The following is a 21,767-nucleotide window of genomic DNA, read 5'->3' as shown; positions in this document are numbered from 1 at the left end:
TTCCTTTCCTATTTTATCTAAATGATACCAAAATTCTCTTCATAATGTAAGAATAGAAAATTTAGGATAGAATTTACATTTTTAATTTCTTTATATTGTGAGAGGTAGAAAAAAGTCTTTGTGTATAAAAAAGGGCCGTCCCTAAATATCTTTTAGGAACGGCTCTTTTTTACTGACATGAAATAATTTAGTTGTTTTTTTCTGCCCACTCTTCAACATTCCAAACTTTTGTTATCCAGTCTTCATAGAAGTCGGGTTCGTGACATACAAGAAGGATTGTCCCTTTATATGCTTTCAGAGCTTTTTGTAGTTCTTCTTTTGCTGTAACATCAAGATGGTTTGTTGGCTCATCGAATAGTAGCCAGTTACTTTCTTCACCCATTAGCTTACATAAACGTACTTTTGCTTGTTCGCCACCACTTAATTGATTTAGTGGGCGAGAGATATGTTCATTTTTTAATCCGCATTTCGCTAACATCGCACGAATTTGATGTTGGTCCATACTAGGGAATGTGTTCCAAACGTCATCAATTGGTGTTATGTTATCAGCTTTTACTTCCTGTTCGAAGTATGCTGGCTCTAGGAAATCACCAAGGCTTGTTTTACCGTTTAATGGTTTAATCTTGCCTAAAATTGTTTTTAGTAATGTTGATTTACCAACACCGTTACATCCAACGATAGCAATTTTTTCACCACGTTCAATTGTCATTGATAGCTTTGGTAGTAATGGATGTGTATATCCGATTTCTACATCTTCGCCTTCAAAGACGAAACGGCTACTTGCACGACACTCTTTAAATGAGAATTCTGGCTTAATTGCTGTTTCCGGGCGATCAATACGCTCCATGCGATCAAGTTGTTTTTGACGACTTTTTGCACGACCTGTCGTTGAATAACGAGCTTTGTTCTTTGCAATAAAGTCTTCCTGCTTTTTAATAAACTCTTTTTGTTTTTCATAAGCATTTATATGTTGATTTTTATTAATTTCGGCTAACTCTAGGAATTTTTCGTATGTCGCTGTATAGCGCGTCATTTTTGTAAATTCTAGATGGAAAATAACATCAACGCATTTGTTCATAAATTCCGTATCATGAGAAATTAATAAGAATGCATGTGGATATTCTTTTAAATAATTCGTTAACCAATGAATATGTTCAACGTCTAAATAGTTAGTAGGCTCATCGAGTAATAACACTTCTGGTTGTTCAAGTAATAGCTTTGCAAGCAATACTTTTGTACGTTGCCCACCACTTAGTGCTGAAACATCACGATCTAAACCGATTGCATCAATTCCAAGACCTCTTGCTGCCTCTTCAATTTTCATATCTAGTAAATAGAAACCACCTGCTTCGAGAGCATCTTGTATTTCCGCCATCTCCTCAAGAAGTGCCTCTAATTCTTCTGGTGTTGCAGTTCCCATTTTTTCGGCAACTTCATTTAAAGCTTTTTCTTTTTCAAATAAAGGTAAAAACGCGTCAGCTAATACATCACGAATTGTGCGACCAGGCGTTAAAATTGTATGTTGGTCTAAGTAACCGTAATTTGTACCAGGTGTCCATTCTACACGGCCCTCATCATGGATAAGTTGACCAGTAATAATATTCATAAATGTTGATTTGCCAACACCGTTTGCTCCGACTAATCCAACATGTTCTCCAGCTAGTAAACGCATGGATACATCTTTAAATAATGTGCGATCGCCAAATGTATGTCCTAATTTCTCGACTGCTAATAAGCTCATAGTGTCCTCCGTCCATTTCAAAATAGTGCCTTGAATCATGATACTAAATTCTTTCGTATAATGCTATCATTTCAAAAAGGTACATTATTCATTTTCCAAATCTTTATGGATAAAATACAGGAAATCTGCTTGGTTATTATGTTTTTATAGGTGTACAGGAGGAGTTCATTAATTGGAACAATGCGTTAATGTATACTGGAACGAACAAATAAAAAATAAGTATGTTGACACTGATTAGGTTACTGGGTAAGTAGATGAAAGAATTTGTAGAGATGCTATATTTAATAGGGGAACCTGTTATACTAAGTGAAGACTGGGAAAATACAAAGAATTTTATATTTGTGGCTTACAGGATACGGTTATATATATGGGAAATAGGTGTATTCGGTTTAAATGGAAAGGTGGGGAGCCTTTCTTGAATGGTGTAAAGTACCTATTATATAATATGAAAAAATTTAAAATCTTTTTTTGGAGGTCAACAATGCCTAAAATTACGGTGCTAATGCCTGTATATAATGGTGAGAAATACTTAAGAGAGTCTGTTGATAGTATTTTAAACCAAACTTTTACAAATTTTGAATTGCTGATTATAAACGATGGATCAACAGATAGTAGTATGGAGATGTTGAATTCTTATAATGACTCACGAATAAAAATAGTGACAAATGAAGAAAATTTAAGATTGATTAAAACGTTAAATAAAGGAATCGATTTAGCAACAGGAGAGTATATTGCTAGGATGGATTGTGATGATATAGCAGATCCAAAACGTCTAGAAATTCAATTGCAGTATATGGAGAAGCACCCTGATGTTGCGGTTTGTGGAACTGGCGTTAAGGTTATAGATCAGAATCGAAAACCGTGGCAAATTTCAGGTTCACCAGATTTAATTAGAAATTGTTTATATGTTCGAAGCTGTATGATTCATCCATCTGTGATGATGCGTACGGAATTTTTAAAAGAAAATAACATTTACTATGATTTGAATTATTTACATGCTGAAGATTATGAGTTGTTCCAGAGGCTAAGTGAGAAGTATAAGGTAGTTAACTTAGAGGAGCCACTATTGAATTATCGATGGTCAGAAACAAGTGTAAGTAGTCTTAATGCTTCTAATCAAGAGGTTATGGCCGCAAAGATTTCTACAGAGGCTCTCTCTCGCATTGGAATTGAATTTGATCGTGTACCATATGCAAGGAATACATTAACAAAAGAAGAACTACTAGAAGTAAAACGCCAATTAGAAGAACAATATTGTAAGGCCAACAGAGAGGATCAAAATATTAAACAAGTATTTCAATTTCTATGGCTTGATATGATTCTGAAAGGAACGCATCATGGTTTATGGAATATAAAAATGCTGTTTTCTCCTAAATTTTGTTCTATTTCATTGATGGATAAAGGCCTTCTGACACGTATAATTGCGAAAAGTTTACTGAAAAAATAATTGGAATGCAACCCAATGTTGATATATTACAATGAGAATAGTTTTTATAAAGTTAAAAATAAGAAAAGCGACGTGCTATTCAAGAGTGAATGGCACGTCGCTTTTTATTACGCCTTTAAGATTTTTTGAATTTGGATGTAAATTTAGAAAGAGCCATGAATAAGATTTCATCTTTTGTCAGGAATAACAATAGAGTATATGCAAGTCCATTTGCGAAAACTAATGCTAAAAATAAAGGAATTGTTCCTGATACGTATAGTTGAACTACATAAGAAATTGGTAAGAATGTAAGGGAGTATAATAAGTATTTAAAGTTGGCCATCGTAAACAGGCGATAGTTTACCTTTAAGGATTTTCTGATATAAAAATATATATACGCAACAAGCAATAGCGTTGCAATTGTTGTTGTCAAAGTTGCTGTCGTTGGTGTGAATAAATTGAGCTTCAGCAATATTACTTTAAGTATAATATTTATAACCCCAAATACTAATAGCGCACGTACTAGTATATGTTCCTTACGTTTAATATACATAATTTGGTTTCCAAGAATGGATTGAATACCTAACACAACCATATAAACAGAAAAAATAGCCAATGTAGGTCCAGCAGCTGCATATTGTGCTCCACCATAGATTACAACAATTAAATTCGAGACAATGATAAGTCCGATTGCTGCTGGGAATAAGGTAATGAAATAAAGTTGAGATATTGTATTTAATAATTTATCGTATGCTTTTTCATCATCACTTTCAGATAAGTAAGAAAGTCTTGGTAAGGTTACTTGTATAACGCTTAACATGAGTAAGTTAATAATAGACATGATTTGAAAAGCCATTACATAGAAGGAAACATATTTTTCACCTACGTATTCTCCAAGGAAGAAGCGATCCAAATGAGTATAAAGTATATGCGCATTTGAAAAAATGGCAATTAATAATAATGGTTTTAAATGTTTTTTGATAGTGATATTTGAAAAATCAAATTTTACAGTACGCCTTATATATATGTAACTAATAATATTGTTTAAGAAATTAGAAAGTACTAATAGTCCTGTAAATTGGTAAAAATCTTGAGAAGTTTGTACAAAGATAAAGAGCATTACGACGTAAATTAATTTTACAATGATGGTTTTCAATGTAATAAAGTCGAAATTTTCGTAGGCTTCATTTAACCACTCTACATAAAAAATATTTGCAATAAAGTTAAATCCGAATATAAGGAGGATATAAAACAGTCCTTTTTCCGCATATCCGAAGTAACTAAATAGTAAGTATGCCCCAAATGTTAATAAATTCGTAAAGATACTTAATATAAATAAACTAGTAAATAATTGTTCAGATTTCTTTTTATTATCTTTAATGGCACTAATTTCTCTTAATCCATATTGATGAATGCCGAATACAGCAAAGATAAAAAAGTAAGTGAAAATTGTTTCAGAGAAGTTCACTTTTCCCATTGAAGAGGCACCTAGTGTACGATAAGCATAGGGACCAACAAGAATTGGAAGTATGACATTGAAAACGTTTAATAAAATTTTGTATACAATATTTTTAGCAATTGATTTTTGCATAATAGAATCCTTCCACATATGTTTTTATTTGTGTAATAGATTAAAAATATCTATAGTTACTTTTAAAGTATAGGAGTAACCAGAAGAACATCTGTATAAGTTTACCGCATATAAACTTTATAACGCAACTCTAGGTATTTTATATGAAAAGCGTGTAAACAAATGCTTCATATAAAAAACCTTCCTTTTTGATTAGAAAAAAGGAAGGTAAATCAGTTATTAAATACTCCAAGGTTTATTCAAAGTTAACACTTCAGCCATTTCTTTACTTTTCAAACGTCCTTTTTTTCTATTTTCTGCACGCTCTGAACCAGTTGTATGTAGCCAATGTTCTTCCTCTGTTTCAGGAATTACTTGTGGTACAGATGAAGGTTTTCCGTCTTTTAATGCGACAAATGTAATGAAACATGTTGCGGCCATTCTACGCTCGCCTGCTAGTAGATCCTCTGCAATTACTTTTACGAAAACTTCCATTGAAGATTTTCCTGTATAACATACGAATGCTTCATAACAAACAGAATCTGCTTGGTGAATTGGAGTTAAAAAATCAACGGAATCGATAGATGCTGTTACGCAATGTTTACGGCTATGTCTTGCAGCTGCAATTGAAGCGATACTATCAATTTCGGCTAATAATTTCCCCCCGAAAAGTGTTTGGTGATTATTTAAATCGTTAGGAAAAACACGTGTTGTTTTAATTGCTTTTGATTCTCGCATGAATTTCTTTTCCATATATTCAGCCCCTATTTTCTGTTTTCAATCAGAGTGACATGTGTAAGTGGAGTACTCATATTAGATATTTAATGAAGTAAAGTGTTCCAAGAGGATTATCCCGCTATTTGCGGGATAATAGTCAGTGGAAGATGAACAACCCCCCCGCGGATTAAAGTTTCACTTTATTGAAATTTCTGTATTTGTATTCATGTAACTGAAAGAAAATTTATCGTATATAAAATGTAGTTTAAAAGAGGATTCGCTTACATTGCAAGTGAAAAAGTAATGACTATGTATTTGTCATAGAAATTCCCTATTAACTTTGTGCCTATTCATGATAGAATCGTTTTGTTATGAATGGAAATAGAGGTGCAATGGACATATGAATCATATACAAATAAATTTTCCGTCTTTCTTCAGTAAAATAATGATAGGTGCGATGCTCGCATTTTTTGTCTATAGTTGTTGGTCGGCTTTTGAAACAAGTAAGCAATTTTTTTGGGGAAGTACAACAAGTATAACAATCGTATTAGTGATTTTTGTTATTCTTATTTTGTTAGTAGCATCAATTTTGCAATATCGTTTTACAGATAAACAATTTCTTATTTTTCTTATAAGCATGTCTATAGTTGTAAGACTTATCACAGTTCTATTTGTAGATAGTCCAATGATAGGTGATATGAGGGCTATGTATGAGTCTGCAAAGCAGATTGCAATTGGCAATAATATAGAGAATGTAGCACAGTTACCTTTTATTATTTATGAATCGATCATCATTCGTATATTTGGTGATACGGTATTCGCTTTACAACTATTTAATATTTTATTTTGTACAGGAACTGCATTTTTCATTTATCGCATTGCTTCAATGGTCTTTGGAGAAGAGTGTGGTCGTATTGCATCAATGTTTTACGCTTTATATATTCCAAATATATTTATGAGTTCTATATTAACGGCGGAATCACTCGCAATATTTTTATTTTATTGTGCTTGTTACATATTTTTATATAAGGGATTAGATCATCCTTATATGTGGGTAATTTCAGCCATTTTATTCGCGCTTAGCAATATGATTTTCCCAATGGGGTTATTTTTACCTATTTTTATAGCTGTATATGTGCTGTTAATTGAATTATTTCAATCAACAACGAAACAAAAATTACTATTAAAAATGATAGGAATACTTATTCTGTTTTATAGTACTCATTTTGGTGTGAGCTATGGTATCAAGATGATGGGAATGTCACAGTATACGATTTCTAATCAGACTTATGTTCAATCTGTTTTAATTGGAAAAAGTCAAAATGAAGAAAAAACATCCAAAAATCAAAGTGTAAAAGAGCACATTGATCAAGAGTTAAAAGAAATGGAAGTAGAAAGATTTAAACTGTTAAGACCAGTTATTAACCAGTTTTCAGATGAGGGAATAAATTCTATTATTTTAAAATGTGAAAAGCTTATATATATAGTGGTGACATTATTTATGGCCATAGCTTTATTACATTTTCTAATTAAGAAACAGCAAAATGAAGGATATATGTTGTTTGTATTATTAATTACCGGATATGTATCGTTAAGGCTCTTTCAAGTAGATATGGCATATTATAATATTATTATGCCAGCTTTGTTTATTTTACAAAGCTTTGGTGTTTATATGAGTTATTTTTATTGCCAAAAAATATTTTTCAGAAAATAAAAGAATCCATTTCGGATTCTTTTTTTTGTAGATGGATGATAAGGATGAATACAAAGAAAGTGGAGACGAAGAATCTCCACTTTGTATCGGTTTGCCTTATCGGTTTAGTTCTAGTTGTAAACTATCCGCTGTTAAGGCCATTTTCGAGGAATCGTCTTGAATACTCTTCATTACTTGTGAAATAGTTTCTAATTCATTTTCAATTTTTTTATTTTGTTCTTTAGAGTTAGACATATATTTTACGATTTCTTGGAAATATTGATCTGTCGCATGCATACTATCTGTCCCTTCAGATACGAGAGAGCTTATTTGTTCCACGGAAGAAGAGACGTGTATAATTTGTTCATTCGTTTTTTCAACGAGTTTTGTAACGTTGAAAATTGATTCTTTCGTTTGCTCTGATAATTTTCGGATTTCTCCCGCTACGACTGAAAAACCTTTACCAAATTCGCCAGCACGTGCAGACTCAATAGCAGCATTTAATGCTAGCAAATTTGTTTGCTCGGCGATTGATTTTACAATATCAATGATTTCGTTAATTTTGTTAGAAATATCAAGAAGTTCACGAGTATCAGTAATAATAGTTTCCATATTCGTTTGAATACTTTCCATTCGTTTGTTTTGTAGATTTAATTGTTCTTTTCCTTTGTTGGCCTTTTCTTCTGATGTCGTAGCTAATGATGTACCTGTTTTTGCAATTCCTACGATACTTTCTGATTTAGATGTTAACTGTTGAATAGAAGAGCTTGTTTTTTCAGATACTGCCGCTAGTTCTGTTGCAATATGTGTAATCGTCATAGCGGTCAGCTCTTTTTCTTTTTCATGTTCTTTTTGAATTCTTTCATATTCGGATTCATAAGCTGCAATAACAAGTTCTTGTTCTAATGTGAATAATTTGTTTATTACATTTATAGAATACGAAAAGTCGTCTATCGTTGAAATTTTCGTTTGCAAAATCTTCATGACGGAGCGGAATAACTCTTGATAAGCAGCAGTATACCATTTTCTATGTAAACCAATTTGTACGTGCCTTTTCGCAATTCTAACACGTTGTTCAATAAAATCTTCATGCATATTCCCGCTGAACAATTCTTTAATATGTGTTTTTAAAGTTTGTTTTAATTTTGGAATAGAGCTGTAGCGTTCAATAACAGCAATTAAATTAGGTTGTTTTGTGATGTTGGTGTAGAATTTTTCTGTTATCCAATCTATTTCCTCATAAATAAACGGCTGTAATACTTTTACAATTTGTAAATCTTCCTTTGAAATATGTAGCATATCCATTTGAGTTTTTAGTTCAGAATTAGCAGGCACGTTAAATATGATTTGTTGGCCTTTACTTAATTCGATTATACTGGTGTTTGTTTTATTTCTTTTAAAAACCCCAAGCATCATTCTTCCCCCTGTTTATAAAACGTTTTCATTTATTTATTCTAATGTTATTATATATTTTTATATACAATTACTCTATAGTATGTGGAATTGTACATAAATTAAGAGAATTCTATGTAGAATTCTCTTAATGGCCTTTATTAATTTTTGCATGTGTTTTAAAGAAAACTGGGAAATGTACATTATATATTACGGTGACTACACGAATAACGAATGTTATTAATAAACAAACATAGAAAGCTAATACGTGTGCCCCCAGTGCATGTGTAATTAGGAAACTAACTGCTCCTAAAATAGAAGCAATTGCATATATCTCTTTTCGGAATACATACGGGATATCTTGAGCGCAAATGTCGCGTAAAATACCGCCCCCAATACCTGTAATAACTCCCATTGAAACGACTAAAAACGAGGCGTCAACGTGATGTGACATTGCTGCATTTGCACCAATAGCTGTAAATACACCTAAACCTACAGCATCAGAAAGCATAATAACGACTTGCAGTTTATTAATACGCTCAAAAAACATACATGTGAATAATGCTGATAGTACACTTACGAAAAAGTAAATGGGTTTTACAAATGCGACAGGAGGCAGGTTACCAATCATAATATCACGAATAATACCGCCGCCGAGCGCAGTAGCTACAGCTAAACAAAGGACACCAAATAAATCTAGATCTTTTTTCAAACCAACTAATGTACCAGAAATGGCAGCGGCGATAATGCCAAGAAACGTAAATATATCGATTAATAACATGGCTTTAATTCCTTCCTCTTAAAGATGTTCCAGAGAAAAAATATACACTAAAGTTTTGGAAATAACAATTACTTTTCGCTACATGTAGAAAAATGGATGAAATACATAAAGAAAGCGTTTGAAAGTGTTTAGAAAGTAGCAATTGATTAAATTGAAAAAAGTGTGGAAAGATTAATTTTGTAGTTTTTACCGTGGATTAGTTGAAGGGTGTTACAAATGGAATAATTTATATATTATTATAAAATGATAATAAGTATTTTGTTGTTGTCGAAAATGAGTCAAGGTGTGCTAGATAGTTTTTATTGGAGCAGGGAAGGATAGTTGAAGTACAATGTTTTCTGTTATTAATAATGCTTGATTTGACTTGTTTAGGCATAAAAAATAGTTCTCAATTTAAATATGAGTTATGTTATAATTGCTAGGTGTGTTTAAACGATAGAAAACTATGATTAAAAGATAATGTAAAGATTTTGTATGGAGGTCTTGGAATGTTAGCAAATCAAGCTAGGGTTAGATTTGAGCATTTTTTGCTCTTTTTTATTATTTTACAGCCTGTTTTAGATTTATTAACCTCTCTTAGCATTGAGTTATTAAAAGTAAATGCGACAGTTGGAATTATGGTGAGATTCCTCATTATGGCAATGGGTGGTATTTATATTTTAATTCAGGCAAAAGAAAGAGAAAATAGGAAGTTTTTGATTTATCTTGTATTACTAGGAGCTATATTAGGAATAGGATTTATTAATAACAAGTTAATCAAGAGTCCTATTGTAATCACAGAAGAAGTTAAATTCATTGGAAAAGCATTGTATATATATATTATGCTTGGCTCATACATTTTAGCTTTAAAATCACTGAAGAAGACAGTAAATATTAGCGATAAAGTTAGAAATAACATTGTGTATTCAACATTAATTATTAATGCTATTATGGTTATTTCTATTACAACTTCTACAGACTTTGGAAGTTATGAGTGGATGAAAGTTGGTTCCCGAGGATGGTTCTATGCAGGTAATGAACTAGGGTCAATCTTAGCTATTATTTTCCCTATTGTGGTACTATATTCTATTCAAAAAACAAAGAGCGTGAAACACGTTTTATATTGGATTCCATCACTTTTAATGATTTACTCGTTAATTCAAGTTGGTACGAAAGTAGGGATGGGCTCAATTGGTGCTACGTTAGCAGCAGCAATCGGGATTATCGTACTACAATTATTATTTGATAGAAGAAATCCAAACAAAAAGTCTCTTGTACTTAATGGATTAATTGCTATTGTCCTATTAGCTGGTGTTGTCGGAACGTTTAGAATGACGCCATTAGCACAAAATATGGGTATTCATAACAACTATTTATCAGAACAAAATGTAGCGCAGCAAGGTCAAAAGGAAAAAGAAATTAAAGAGAAAATTAAAAAAGAAGAAAAACAACATAAAGTTGAGAAACCAGAAGAAAAGGCGGAAGTAGAAGCGGAAGTTAAGAAAGAGCTTGAGAAAGAGCAAAAGAAAGAAAATCAAGAAAATCTTATTTTCAGTGGACGTCAAGTATATGAAGAGAGACATAAGCAGTTCTTTAAAGAAGCGCCAATGTCACAAAAGTTATTAGGAATGGGTTATGCAGGTAACTATAAATATAATGAACAAAAGCAACCAGATCCGAAGTTAATTGAAATGGACTTCCATGATTGGTTTTATGATTTCGGAATTATTGGTTTTGCGTTAATGATGATTCCATTTATTTATTACGGCTTAAGAATTTTAATAGCATTTGTTACAAGATTTAAGGAAATATTCAATGTGAAATATGGAATGATTTCAGCAAGCTTAGTATTAGCACTAGGTATTGCATATATCGCAGGACATATTTTGACGGCACCAGGAGTTGGGATTTACTTTGTAGTGTTGTTAGCTTATCTAATTGTAGACTTAGAAATTGAATGATAAAAATAAAAGCTAACTTTTGTTAGCTTTTATTTTTTAGTACAGTAAAATAAAGATAGATGGAAATGTAGCGAGGATTTAAAGGAGGAAAAAATATGAGAATATTGCATATGAATGCAGGAGCAGAAGATGGTGGAGGAAAAACACATATTATTTCACTTCTCGATCAGTTCCCAACTGGTGAAGTAGAATTAGCAGTATTTGAGGATGGAATTGTTGCGAAAGAAGCAAGAGAGCTAGGAATAAAAGTTCATGTGTTTTCACAAAAATCTCGCTATGATTTATCCATTTTAAAGAACATAAGTGAATTCATTAATAAAGAAAAATTTGATGTAGTTCATACACACGGTCCTAGGGCGAATTTCTTTGTTTCTCTAATGAAGAAGAAATTCGCGGCAAAATGGGTAACGACAATTCATAGTGATCCATTTCAAGACTTTACTAAACAAGGCTTAAAAGGCTGGATTTTCACTAAGTTAAATTTGAAAGCTTTAAAAAATATAGATTTATTTTTTGTTGTAACGAATAGGTTGAAAAAAAGCTTAGCGGCATTAGGTATTTCAAATGAAAAGATGCATGTTATTTATAACGGGATTGAATATGATCAGGAAAAAGCAGATGGCTATAATAAAAAGGAAATGTTTAATATTGACGAAGATGTGTTTACGGCAATCCAAGTAGCGCGTCTGCATCCTGTTAAAGGACATGAAGTTTTATTCGATGCGTTACAACAAACGAAATTGGAAAAAATTAAAGTGTTATTAGTTGGTGATGGGCCGTTAGAAGGAGAATTAAAGGCATTAGCTACTGAAAAAGGGATTAATGATAAAGTTGAATTTTTAGGGCATCGTCAAGATGTGAAACAATTATTTGCTTCATCACATGTCAATTTGTTAACTTCCCATAGCGAAGGATTTCCATTAGTTTTATTAGAAGCGGCAAATCAACGTGTACCATCAATTGTGACTAGATCAGGAGAAATCGAACCGTTAATTGCAGATGAAACTTATGGGTGGATTGTACCAACTGGTGATGGCAAAGCATTGGCATCGGCATTAGAAGAGGCGTATGATAAGTGGAAAACTGGAGAGTTATCAGTAATGGGCAAGCATATTTATGAGCATGCGACTATGAACTTCTCACTTCAAAAATTATATGAAGATACGAAAGAAACATATAAGCAATTAATAGCAAAAAACCTTTAATGATAGAGAGGATAGTTAAATATGGAAGTACAAACGGTTGATATTCTAGGTGTTCATTTCTCTACAATGACAATGGATGAAACGATCCAACATTTAAAGAAGCAACTAGAATTAGAGCAAGCTCATACTTTTCAGGTGGTAACAGCAAATCCTGAAATTGTTATGTGCGCAAAAAAGGATGAAAAATTCCATAAAATATTATTAAATACAGATTTAATTACACCTGATGGTATTGGGGTTGTAAAAGCAAGTGGTATGCTTGGTACACCTTTAAAAGAGCGGGTAGCGGGATTTGATTTAATGAGCAATTTATTTGCAAAGTTATCAGAAGAGAATAAATCAGTATCTGTTTTCTTATTAGGTGCAAAACCACATGTTGTACAAGCCGCGGCTAATCATTTAACGAAGACATATTCGGCTGCATCTATCGTGGGTACACAAGATGGATATTTTAAACAAGAAGAAGAAGAGAATATTGTTTCACGTATTCAAGAGGCAAAACCAGACCTATTACTTGTTGCACTTGGCTTCCCAAGGCAAGAAAACTTTATCCAAAACAATAAGCATCGTTTAGAAACGAAAATGGCTGTTGGAGTAGGCGGTAGTTTAGATGTGTGGGCTGGAGAGGTAAAGCGTGCACCAAAATGGATACAAGCTATTCATTTAGAGTGGTTTTACAGATTATGTAGTAATCCAACACGCTGGCGTCGTCAGTTAGTACTAGCCGAGTTTTTAAAAGAAGTAATGCGTTCAAAAAAGTAGCGGAACATCGCTACTTTTTTTTATTTGTTTATTTTTGATAAACATTTTACTTTTTGGGCATGATGAAGGAGAATTTTTTATACGAAAGTATTTTACTTATGCAATACACACATGTAAAATGATGTGTAAAGACACCTGTGTAAGGAGGACTTCTTGTGAGCAAGGTAAAAGAAATTTCGAAGCGAAAGCTACTTGGTATAGCTGGACTTGGCTGGTTATTTGACGCAATGGATGTTGGAATGCTTTCATTTGTAATAGTGGCGTTGCAAAAAGAGTGGGGATTAAGTACTCAAGAGATGGGTTGGATAGGTAGTATTAATTCAATTGGTATGGCTGTAGGGGCGCTCATTTTTGGGATACTATCAGATAAAATAGGACGGAAATCGGTCTTTATTATTACATTATTACTATTTTCTATCGGTAGTGGCTTAACGGCTTTAACGACGACACTCGCGATGTTCCTCGTTTTACGCTTTTTAATTGGTATGGGACTTGGCGGGGAACTTCCAGTTGCATCTACCCTTGTATCAGAGAGTGTTGAAGCGCACGAACGTGGGAAAATAGTTGTACTATTAGAAAGCTTTTGGGCTGGTGGTTGGTTAATCGCAGCTCTTATCTCATATTTTATTATTCCTAAATACGGTTGGGAAGTTGCTATGGTATTAAGTGCAGTTCCAGCGTTATATGCTTTATATTTAAGATGGAATTTACCCGATTCTCCAAGGTTCCAAAAGGTTGAAAAAAGGCCATCTGTTATTGAAAATATAAAATCGGTTTGGTCTGGAGAATATCGTAAAGCAACAATTATGTTATGGATTCTATGGTTTTGTGTTGTCTTTTCCTATTATGGAATGTTCCTTTGGTTACCTAGTGTAATGGTACTAAAAGGCTTTAGTTTAATAAAAAGTTTTCAGTACGTACTTATTATGACTTTAGCTCAACTTCCAGGATATTTCACAGCTGCATGGTTTATTGAACGTCTTGGTCGCAAATTTGTATTGGTTACGTATTTAATTGGTACAGCATGTAGTGCTTATGTGTTCGGAATTGCGGATTCATTAACAGCATTAATAGTGGCGGGTATGTTACTATCCTTCTTTAATTTAGGTGCTTGGGGTGCATTATACGCTTATACACCGGAACAGTATCCAACAACTATTCGCGGTACAGGTGCAGGAATGGCAGCGGCATTTGGACGTATTGGTGGTGTTCTTGGACCACTATTAGTAGGGTATTTAGTTGCTTCACAAGCGTCACTATCGCTAATATTTACGATTTTCTGTGGATCAATTTTAATTGGAGCACTTGCTGTAGTTATACTTGGTCAAGAAACGAAACAGAGGGAATTAGTATAAAGTGAAACTTTAATCAGTGGGTGTTTTGTCCATCAACCATTGATTGTTAGCCCGCACCAATCGGGATAAAAGAAAAGGGGAACCAAAGTGGTTTCCTTTTTTCTGTTTTTTTAGATAAATAATGGTATAGTAAGAAAAAGGGATTGTTTCTTACTAAAGCGAATGTATACAACAAGAAATATGGACAAAGGAATTAGGTGGCTGGATAAATGAAAATCTTACTTATCATGGAAGAAACAGAAGAGCGAAGAAAATTAGTTGAGAACTTTACTGAAAATATTCGAAATGTAGAATGTTTTGAAGCGGAAACTGGAACAGAATCTTTGCTAATAATGAAAAAACATACACCTGATTTTGTTTTTTTAAATTCGCAATTAATGGATGGTACTGGTTTTGAATATTCGAGTTTATTACGAGAAGTGAATTGTTATACGAAATTTATTTTTATTGGTGAGGATATAGAAGAGGCAATTACAGCTTTTCGTTTCCAAGCGTTTTATTATTTATTACGACCATTTCGTGAAGAAGATTTACAATTCATTTTATATAAAATGGGAAAAGAACAAAGTGAGAAAGCAAAGAGTCATTTGCGTAAACTGCCGATAGAAGGCCATGAGGGGATTAGATATATTTTCCCGGAAGATATTGTATATGTAAGTAAAAATAAGGAAAACAAAACCGTTTCAATTTATACAACGAATAATCAGTATATTTCAACATACACACTCCAGGAATTAGAAAATAAACTAAATGCATATGATTTTTTACGTGTACATAAAAGCTATTTAATTAATATGTCATATGTACAAGAACTTAAACCTTATTATAATGGCACGTATAATTTGTATTTAGACAGGTACGATGAGCAACCGATTCCAGTAAGTCGCAATTATGTAAAACGACTTCGAAATAAAATTGAACTGTGACAAGTAATGAGAGAATTTTAACATGATAATCTAGAAATCCTTCATGATAAGGAAGATTTAAGTAAAGTATTCAGAAAATTTAGTACAATCTCCACTAAGAAGTAGTAATGGGGGGATTGTATGTGAAAACATTGAAGTCAATTTTACTTTGGGGAGTTATTGCAGCGCTAGGAGCATCTGCTTTTGGTGTAATAGCGTTATCGCAAGGTGAGACAATTAATGCTGTATGGCTATTAGTTGCTGCTGTATCAGTGTATGCGATTGCGTATCGCTTTTATAGTAGATTTATAGCGAGGAAAGTTTTTGGTCTAGATAATAATAGACAAACACCTGCTCATACGTTAAACGATGGCAAGGATTATGTTCCGACAAATAAATGGGTTTTATTCGGACATCACTTTGCAGCGATTGCAGGGGCTGGTCCTTTAGTAGGACCGATTTTGGCGGCGCAGATGGGGTATTTACCTGGGACAATTTGGATTATTGTGGGGGTAGTTATTGCTGGAGCTGTACAGGATTTTGTAATTTTATTTGCTTCAATGAGACGTAATGGTAAATCATTAGGAGAAATGATTAAAGATGAGATTGGTCCTGTTACAGGATTAATTGCAATGATTGGTATTTTAGGTATTATGATCATTTTATTAGCGGTATTAGCTTTAGTAGTTGTGAAGGCGCTTGTTGGAAGCCCATGGGGAATGTTTACAATCGCAGCAACGATTCCAATTGCTATTTTAATGGGAGTTTACATGCGCTATATTAGACCTGGCCGAGTTGGTGAAGGGTCAGTAATCGGTATTATTCTACTTATTCTATCTCTTATTGGGGGACAGTATGTAGCAGAAAATCCAACGCTTGCAAGTATGTTTACTTTTAGTGGTGAGACAATTGCTATTATGCTTATTGTATATGGATTTATTGCATCGGCATTACCGGTTTGGATGTTATTAGCACCACGTGATTATTTAAGTACATTTTTAAAAATAGGGACGATACTTGGGTTAGCAATCGGTATTTTAGTTGTAGCACCAGATTTAAAAATGCCAGCAGTTTCGCAATTTATCGACGGGACAGGTCCTGTTTTCTCCGGCAACGTATTCCCGTTCTTATTTATTACGATTGCCTGTGGTGCAGTGTCTGGATTCCATGCTCTCGTTTCATCTGGTACGACGCCAAAAATGATTGAACAAGAAGGCCACGCAAAGCCAATCGGTTATGGAGCAATGTTAATGGAATCGTTTGTAGCAGCGATGGCAATGATTGCGGCTTGTGTATTAACACCAGGAACTTATTTTGCAATTAATAGTCCTGCAGCACTTATCGGTACGGATGTATCGCAGGCAGCTCAAGTTATTTCTTCATGGGGATTTGCTATTACACCGAATGAATTAAAAGATCTTGCTGTTAATGTCGGAGAACAGACCATTTTATCACGTACAGGTGGTGCACCAACATTAGCAATTGGTATGGCGTATATATTTTCGCAAGTAATGGGCGGAACGGCGATGATGGCATTTTGGTACCATTTTGCTATTCTTTTTGAAGCACTATTTATTTTAACAACGATTGATGCGGGAACACGCGTAGGGCGATTTATGATTCAAGACATTTTAGGTCATGTATATAAGCCGTTTGCGAAAACAGATTCAACATTAGCAAATGTGATAGCTACAACACTATGTGTACTAGGATGGGGGTATTTCTTATACCAAGGGGTAATAGATCCGCTTGGTGGAATTAATACATTATGGCCACTTTTCGGTATTGCAAACCAAATGTTAGCAGGTATTGCATTATTACTTGGAACGACAATTTTGTTCAAAATGGGAAAAAAGGCATATGTTTGGGTAACACTTATTCCGACTGTCGGATTGCTTATTGTAACAATGACAGCAGGTTATCAAAAGCTATTTCATGAAAATCCCAAAATAGGATTTCTATCACATGCGAAAGTATTCCAGGGAGCATTAGATGATGGGAAGGTATTAGCTCCGGCTAAAAATGTTGCGCAAATGAAACAAATTATTTTGAATGACTATATTGATGCAGCGCTTTGTGGAATTTTTATGATAGTTGTAATTGCTGTATTAATTTCTGCACTTCGAATTTGGATTCAAGTATTAAGAAATAAGCCAATGCCGTTAAAAGAGGCACCATATATTCCAAGAGATGAAAGTGAGTCGAGGAACTATGCTTAAAAGTTTACGGAACGTATGGGGAAAGAGAAAGCAATTTATTAGTTTACTTGTCGGAGTTCCAAGTTATGAAACGTATGTAAATCACATGAAAGTACATCATCCAGAAGAGAAAATTCTATGTCAAAAGCAATTTTTTGCTGAGGCACAAGAAGCTAGATTTAATGCAAAAGGCGGAAAGATATCGCGATGTTGTTAATGGAGGGGACGAAATTTCGTCTCCTTTTTTATTTTGCTTTTTGCTGTTCCACGTGGAACAATAAAATAAAAAGTTTGGGAATTATAGGTATTTCGTAATACAATAACATATAGAAAGGGATACATGGAAAAGAAAAAGTAGGGAGATTATTTTATGTTCAGAGATCTATTTGTAAATATGACAATCATTCTTTCCTTTATCTTTGTAGGTGCCCAGCTTTTAAGAGATAAGCCGTTAAAAGAAGGGTTCTCTTTTTGGCAGAAATGTTTGGTCGGCATTTTAACTGGAATATTAAGTATATTATTGATGCATTTTGGTGTACATATTGAAAATATTATGTTGGATTTACGTTATTTAGCAGTTATTTTGGCAGTTATAATTGGTGGCCCAATAGCTAGTAGTATAACAGTTATGATCATTTTAATAACGCGGGTATTTTTTACTGAGTATTCTTTAGCCTCTGAATTGGCTTGCTATACTATCGTGGCAATAGGGATTGGCATTACCCTCATTTGGCGGATGAAGATTTCTATATTTACAAAATGGATATGGTTTAATGTGTACAGTTTGTCTATTTTAATACTACCACTTTATATTTTATTTAAGGATATATATGTAGTGGTTTTATATTTAGTTTGTTGTATTGTAGCGGCATACATCACATTTGTAAGTGCAAGTTACGTATTGCAATCCAATGAATTATTTCAAACGATGAAGCATTATGCAACGATAGATGCATTAACGAATCTAGGAAATGTAAGGCAGTTTGATTTCGAGATGAATCGTCATATTGGTAGCAAGCATATGAAAAATGATTCACTTTGTTTATTACTTATCGATATTGATCACTTTAAGTATGTAAATGATACGTACGGTCATCCTGCTGGAGATGAAGTGTTAAAACAACTAGGGCGTATTTTGTTAGAGAATGCACCATTCCCAAATTTAGTCTTTCGAAAGGGTGGCGAAGAGTTTGCTCTGTTGTTACCAAAAAAGAGAGTAGCATTTGGAACTCGTATAGGGGAACAAATTCGACTAGCTGTTGAAAAGCATTCATTCCAACTGCAAAATGGGGAAAAAATTAAAATTACAGTTTCTGTCGGAATTTCAGAGTATAAAAAATCACCTGATCAATTTATTCAATCAGCGGATGATGCGTTATATTATTCAAAAAGAAATGGTAGAAACAAGGTTAGTTCAGCATCATAGGAATTCGGGGAGTACTTTAAAACATTTCTGCAAATAAATTAAAACCCACAGAACAATAAATGTTCTGTGGGTTTTAATTTATTTTTAAATTTATTAATAAAAAGCTTTATGTTAGACAAGTTCTTTCGGTGCAACGAATTTGCGGTATGCACCGTGATGTGTTGGTCCTACATATTCGTTAATCTTAAATGAATGACGAATTGCAGCTGTGATGAATTCTTTCGCAGTTTTTACTGCTTCTTTCACAGTTTTTCCTTTTGCAAGTTCTGCTGTAATTGCAGCAGAATATGTACAACCTGCACCGTGTGTATTTGTCGTATCGATCTTTTCTGATTCTAGAAGATCGAATGTTTCGCCGTCATATAACACATCAATAGCAGTTTCTGTGCCTAGTTTGCTACCACCTTTAATCAGTACGTATTTAGCACCTAAAGCGTGGATTTTTTTTGCAGCTTCTTTCATGTCCTCAAGAGAATTAATTTTCACACCACTTAATTGATATGCTTCAAATAGGTTTGGCGTTACAACTAATGCTTTTGGGACAAGAACGTCACGTAAGCAATCATTCGTTTCAGGATGTAATGCTTCGTCAGCTCCTTTACATACCATAACAGGATCAACTACTACATTTTCGAAATTATGCTTTTCAATTGTTTCTGCAACCATTTCGATAATTTCTACTGATCCAAGCATACCTGTTTTTAAAGCATCTACGCCAACACCTTCAATTGTTGTTTCTAATTGTGGTTTTAATGTAGAAGCCGCAATTGGGAATACGTTATGTGCCCAACCGTTATGTGGGTCCATTGTTACGATTGTTGTAAGAGATGTCATTCCATATACGCCAAGTTCTTGGAATGTTTTTAAATCTGCTTGTATACCAGCACCGCCACTTGTGTCAGAACCAGCGATTGTAAGTGCCTTATTTAATGTCATTATGAAAGCCCCCTCAAGTGATATAATGAAAACTATGTTTTCACTATTATATCAATGTTACGAATAAGTACAAAGTGAAAAGTAGATGATTTACTTGAGAAGCGATTTAAAATCTTGTATGTAGGAGACTTGATATGTTTCGAGATAATCGTACAAATGAATTAGTTATATTAAAAGAAATTGCAGAAACGTTGAATACCTCAAATGATACATATCACGTACTTCAAGCTGTGCTGGAAAAGCTATTGAATGTAACTGGTTTAACGACAGGATGGATTTTCCTTGCGGATGAAAATGGTAGGTATACGAAATTAATTGATTACCAATTACCAAAGGGATTGAGATTCAAAAATAAACGGCCGATGTGTGAAGGGAATTGCTGGTGCCTACACAGCTTTGTGGAAGGGAAATTAGAGCGAGCAGTTAATATTATTGAATGTAAGAGAATTAATAATGCAATTGAATACAACTGGGGAGATACAGAAGGGATTGTACATCATGCGACAGTACCGCTCAAAGCGGGTGGAGACGAATTTGGCGTATTAAATGTAGCTAGCCCAGGTAAAACGCATTTTTCTGAAGAAGAATTAGTACTATTACAATCAGTTGCCTTTCAAATTGGAACGGCATTAAAGCGTACAAAACTGTATGAAAATGAAAAGAGAAGAGCTCATTATTATGTAAAGCTAGAACGCTTTATTCAAGCTTTAAGGACAATTCATAAATTTAATGCATTACCAGAAGAGATTGTAAAGCAAATAGGGAGCTTATTTCTATGGGAGCAAGTTGCATTCTTTATTAGAGAAGAAAATGAACTAGCTGTGAGAGCTTCTTATAAGAAGGGTGAACTACAAGATGATCTGAGGGCAGCAGCACAGGAAGCGTTGGAAAAAGAAGAGTCTGTCTTGTTGAAGCGTCAGGTTGGTAATATAGAGCATCCTAATAGGGCAGTTATCGCTATTCCGATACATATTCAAGATCATATATTTGGAGTATTAAGTGTAAGTTCGAATAATGGAGAATTTGATATAAATACGATAGATGTAGTACAAGCGTTAGCAAATCATATTTCATTAATGATAGAGAACTTAAGATTAAATGAAAAACGCCGCGAACTTGTACGAATGGAAGAGCGTAATCGTTTAGCTAGAGATTTACATGATTCTGTTTCACAAAAGTTGTTTTCATTAACGTTTATGACGAAAGGCGCTGAAGCTGTCTTAAAGGGTCAAAATGAAAAGGTAGATCAGTCTTTGTATGAGATGCGTGAATTAGCACAAGGTGCCTTAAAAGAAATGAGAACGTTAATTTGGCAACTCCGTCCGGCTGGATTAGAGAAAGGGTTATTACCAGCTTTAAAGCAATATGGTGAAAGTTTAGGATTGAAAATTCGGGAACAGGTTACAGGTGTGCGTGATTTGCCGCGTGTAGTAGAAGAAGCGCTATGGCGAATTGGACAAGAAGCTTTAAATAACGTAAGTAAGCATGCGAATGTAGGAGAAGCGACGATTTATTTCAAAGTGACGGAGAAAAATGTATCATTAGAAATAGTCGATCAAGGAAATGGGTTTGTAGAAAAGGATATAAAAGAGAAGAAATCACTCGGTATGACTACGATGCGTGAAAGAGTAGAATTAGTTGGTGGAACAATTAAAATTGTAAGCAGTAAGAAACGAACGAGTGTAAAAGTAAATGTACCATTATGATGTGAAAATGAGGG

Annotated in this window: 17 protein-coding genes and 1 pseudogene; 11 read left to right on the top strand and 7 right to left on the bottom strand. The window is 33.8% G+C overall.

The window, feature by feature from the left end; translation table 11 throughout:
- Positions 1–187: 187 nt before the first annotated feature.
- Complete coding sequence (locus MHI07_RS25685) at positions 188–1,780, bottom strand: ABC-F family ATP-binding cassette domain-containing protein (RefSeq protein WP_215580309.1); 1,593 nt, start codon at positions 1,778–1,780, stop codon at positions 188–190.
- Between the two features lie 442 nt (positions 1,781–2,222).
- Here MHI07_RS25685 and MHI07_RS25680 point away from each other — a divergent pair, with 442 nt between their 5' ends.
- Positions 2,223–3,188 (top strand): glycosyltransferase family 2 protein, encoded by a 966-nt coding sequence (locus MHI07_RS25680; protein WP_340826822.1) that lies wholly within the window; start codon positions 2,223–2,225, stop codon positions 3,186–3,188.
- A gap of 115 nt (positions 3,189–3,303) precedes the next feature.
- On the opposite strand, the gene MHI07_RS25675 is transcribed toward MHI07_RS25680, so the two are convergent.
- Positions 3,304–4,758, bottom strand: a complete 1,455-nt coding sequence (locus tag MHI07_RS25675) for an oligosaccharide flippase family protein (RefSeq protein ID WP_215580307.1) — start codon at positions 4,756–4,758, stop codon at positions 3,304–3,306.
- Positions 4,759–4,977: 219 nt separating this feature from the next.
- The gene (locus MHI07_RS25670; RefSeq protein ID WP_071743997.1) at positions 4,978–5,490 is read right to left on the bottom strand and encodes an acyl-CoA thioesterase; all 513 of its coding nucleotides are present in this window, start codon (positions 5,488–5,490) and stop codon (positions 4,978–4,980) included.
- A 364-nt stretch (positions 5,491–5,854) separates the two neighbouring features.
- On the opposite strand from MHI07_RS25670, the gene MHI07_RS25665 reads away from it, so the two are divergent.
- The gene (locus MHI07_RS25665) at positions 5,855–7,168 is read left to right on the top strand and encodes an ArnT family glycosyltransferase (protein WP_340826821.1); all 1,314 of its coding nucleotides are present in this window, start codon (positions 5,855–5,857) and stop codon (positions 7,166–7,168) included.
- Between the two features lie 96 nt (positions 7,169–7,264).
- Here MHI07_RS25665 and MHI07_RS29425 read toward each other — a convergent pair whose 3' ends face one another.
- From MHI07_RS29425 to MHI07_RS25655, 3 genes and pseudogenes are all read right to left on the bottom strand, one after another.
- Positions 7,265–8,071 (bottom strand): methyl-accepting chemotaxis protein, encoded by an 807-nt coding sequence (locus MHI07_RS29425; RefSeq protein WP_435868784.1) that lies wholly within the window; start codon positions 8,069–8,071, stop codon positions 7,265–7,267.
- Positions 8,069–8,446, bottom strand: a pseudogene (locus MHI07_RS29420) (protoglobin family protein); the annotation flags it as partial. The pseudogene MHI07_RS29420 and the gene MHI07_RS29425, both read right to left, overlap by 3 nt.
- A 241-nt stretch (positions 8,447–8,687) precedes the next feature.
- Positions 8,688–9,320: a trimeric intracellular cation channel family protein gene (locus MHI07_RS25655; protein WP_002174452.1), complete on the bottom strand. Its 633-nt coding sequence runs from the start codon at positions 9,318–9,320 to the stop codon at positions 8,688–8,690.
- Positions 9,321–9,808: 488 nt separating this feature from the next.
- Here MHI07_RS25655 and MHI07_RS25650 point away from each other — a divergent pair, with 488 nt between their 5' ends.
- The 8 genes from MHI07_RS25650 (at position 9,809) to MHI07_RS25615 (ending at position 19,111) form a co-directional block, all read left to right on the top strand.
- Positions 9,809–11,260, top strand: coding sequence for an O-antigen ligase family protein (locus MHI07_RS25650; RefSeq protein WP_215580303.1), 1,452 nt, complete (start codon positions 9,809–9,811; stop codon positions 11,258–11,260).
- A 95-nt stretch (positions 11,261–11,355) separates the two neighbouring features.
- Positions 11,356–12,465, top strand: a complete 1,110-nt coding sequence (locus MHI07_RS25645; RefSeq protein ID WP_215580302.1) for a glycosyltransferase family 4 protein — start codon at positions 11,356–11,358, stop codon at positions 12,463–12,465.
- A 21-nt stretch (positions 12,466–12,486) separates the two neighbouring features.
- Entirely contained in the window at positions 12,487–13,227 is a 741-nt protein-coding gene (locus MHI07_RS25640; RefSeq protein ID WP_340826818.1) for a WecB/TagA/CpsF family glycosyltransferase, read from the top strand.
- A 155-nt stretch (positions 13,228–13,382) separates the two neighbouring features.
- On the top strand, positions 13,383–14,582 hold the full coding sequence (locus MHI07_RS25635; RefSeq protein ID WP_340826817.1) for an MFS transporter: 1,200 nt from the start codon (positions 13,383–13,385) through the stop codon (positions 14,580–14,582).
- A gap of 209 nt (positions 14,583–14,791) precedes the next feature.
- Positions 14,792–15,508: a LytR/AlgR family response regulator transcription factor gene (locus MHI07_RS25630; protein ID WP_016106763.1), complete on the top strand. Its 717-nt coding sequence runs from the start codon at positions 14,792–14,794 to the stop codon at positions 15,506–15,508.
- Between the two features lie 122 nt (positions 15,509–15,630).
- Positions 15,631–17,706, top strand: coding sequence for a carbon starvation protein CstA (cstA, locus tag MHI07_RS25625; RefSeq protein WP_340826815.1), 2,076 nt, complete (start codon positions 15,631–15,633; stop codon positions 17,704–17,706).
- Positions 17,699–17,902, top strand: coding sequence for a YbdD/YjiX family protein (locus MHI07_RS25620; protein ID WP_002113158.1), 204 nt, complete (start codon positions 17,699–17,701; stop codon positions 17,900–17,902). The genes cstA and MHI07_RS25620 overlap by 8 nt, the downstream gene beginning before the upstream one ends.
- A gap of 153 nt (positions 17,903–18,055) precedes the next feature.
- Entirely contained in the window at positions 18,056–19,111 is a 1,056-nt protein-coding gene (locus MHI07_RS25615; protein WP_215580298.1) for a diguanylate cyclase, read from the top strand.
- 111 nt (positions 19,112–19,222) lie between these two features.
- Here the strand turns inward: MHI07_RS25615 and pdxK are convergent, their stop codons facing one another.
- Complete coding sequence (gene pdxK / locus MHI07_RS25610) at positions 19,223–20,047, bottom strand: pyridoxine/pyridoxal/pyridoxamine kinase (RefSeq protein ID WP_002113152.1); 825 nt, start codon at positions 20,045–20,047, stop codon at positions 19,223–19,225.
- 134 nt (positions 20,048–20,181) lie between these two features.
- On the opposite strand from pdxK, the gene MHI07_RS25605 reads away from it, so the two are divergent.
- Positions 20,182–21,753 (top strand): GAF domain-containing sensor histidine kinase, encoded by a 1,572-nt coding sequence (locus MHI07_RS25605; RefSeq protein WP_215580296.1) that lies wholly within the window; start codon positions 20,182–20,184, stop codon positions 21,751–21,753.
- The last annotated feature ends 14 nt before the right edge of the window (positions 21,754–21,767 follow it).

Source organism: Bacillus sp. FSL H8-0545, assembly GCF_038006105.1.
Classification (GTDB): domain Bacteria; phylum Bacillota; class Bacilli; order Bacillales; family Bacillaceae_G; genus Bacillus_A; species Bacillus_A cereus_U.
Note: the sequence above shows the minus strand (reverse complement) of the source record. Positions and strands in the feature narration are given on the sequence as shown.